Origin of the sequence: Thiolapillus sp., assembly GCF_048562965.1 — a bacterium.
Taxonomy (GTDB): domain Bacteria; phylum Pseudomonadota; class Gammaproteobacteria; order Chromatiales; family Chromatiaceae; genus Thiolapillus; species Thiolapillus brandeum_A.
Genome location: NZ_JBHNMF010001042.1, coordinates 1 through 957, shown reverse-complemented (window position 1 = coordinate 957; position 957 = coordinate 1). Strand labels below are relative to the sequence as shown.

1 protein-coding gene is annotated in these 957 nt (G+C 58.9%); it reads left to right on the top strand.

The annotated features are described in order from the left end of the window. Positions 1-89: 89 nt before the first annotated feature. Positions 90-957: IS701 family transposase (locus tag ACOCD2_RS22145; RefSeq protein WP_419626132.1), on the top strand; the 868-nt coding region annotated here is incomplete at its 3' end.

Sequence of the window (957 nt, the reverse complement as noted above, 5' to 3'; positions counted from 1 at the left end):
TTCCTGAAAGTACCTGCACCCCCTTCGAAAATACCCTTCAGCAGCTCCCACAGCGCCTGTGTCGGCATTTTCTGCTTTTTTCGACTTTTTTGTCTTCTCGCACCCGCACCGTCTCTGGCGCGTTTCAGAGCTATATCCAGGGCCTGTTCCAGGCGCCGCGCGGCACTCAGTTACGCATGAGCGAGGGTATGGAAACGGATTCACAGGCTTTGAACCATTTACTGACGGAGGCCTCCGTGGATTGGAAAGGCTTGACCGGGGAAATCGCCCGCCAGGCTGATGCCTTGCTGGGCGGAGATGACTCGGCATTGATTCTGGACGAAAGCGCCTTTGCCAAGAAAGGACAGGCATCAGCGGGCGTGGCGCGGCAATGGAATGGTCGCCTGGGCAAGGTGGACAATGCTCAAGTAGGCGTTTTTTCTGCTTTATGCCGGGGCCGTCGGGTGACTTTGCTCGACAGTCGTCTGTATTTGCCCAAAAGCTGGGTAGAAGACGAGGCACGCTGCCAGCGGGCCCGGGTGCCTGAAGAAGCGCGTCAGATGCGCAGCAAATGCACACAGGCCCTGGAACGGGTTGATGCGGCATTGACGCACGGCGTACGCTTTGGTTATGTGGTCGTTGATGGTGGCTATGGCAAGGATCCGGGATTTCTTCGGGGGTTGGCTTCCCGCTCGTTGTGCTTCGTGGCCGATGTCCACAAAGATCAGCGCATCTGGCTGAACGATCCTGAGCCTTATGTGCCCCCCGCTTCTGGTGGTCGGGGACGACGGGCTTCAAAGCGGCGTACCGAAGCGCCTGGGCAAACGGTAGCGCAATGGGCCAGGCAGCAATCCGAATCCGCCTGGAAACGCATCACCCTGCGTCAGGGCGAGAAAGGCCGTTTACGGGCGGAGTACCTGCATACCCGTGTCTGGGTATGGGATGGCAAGGAAGAACAGGCGCGTTGCTGGCGCTTGC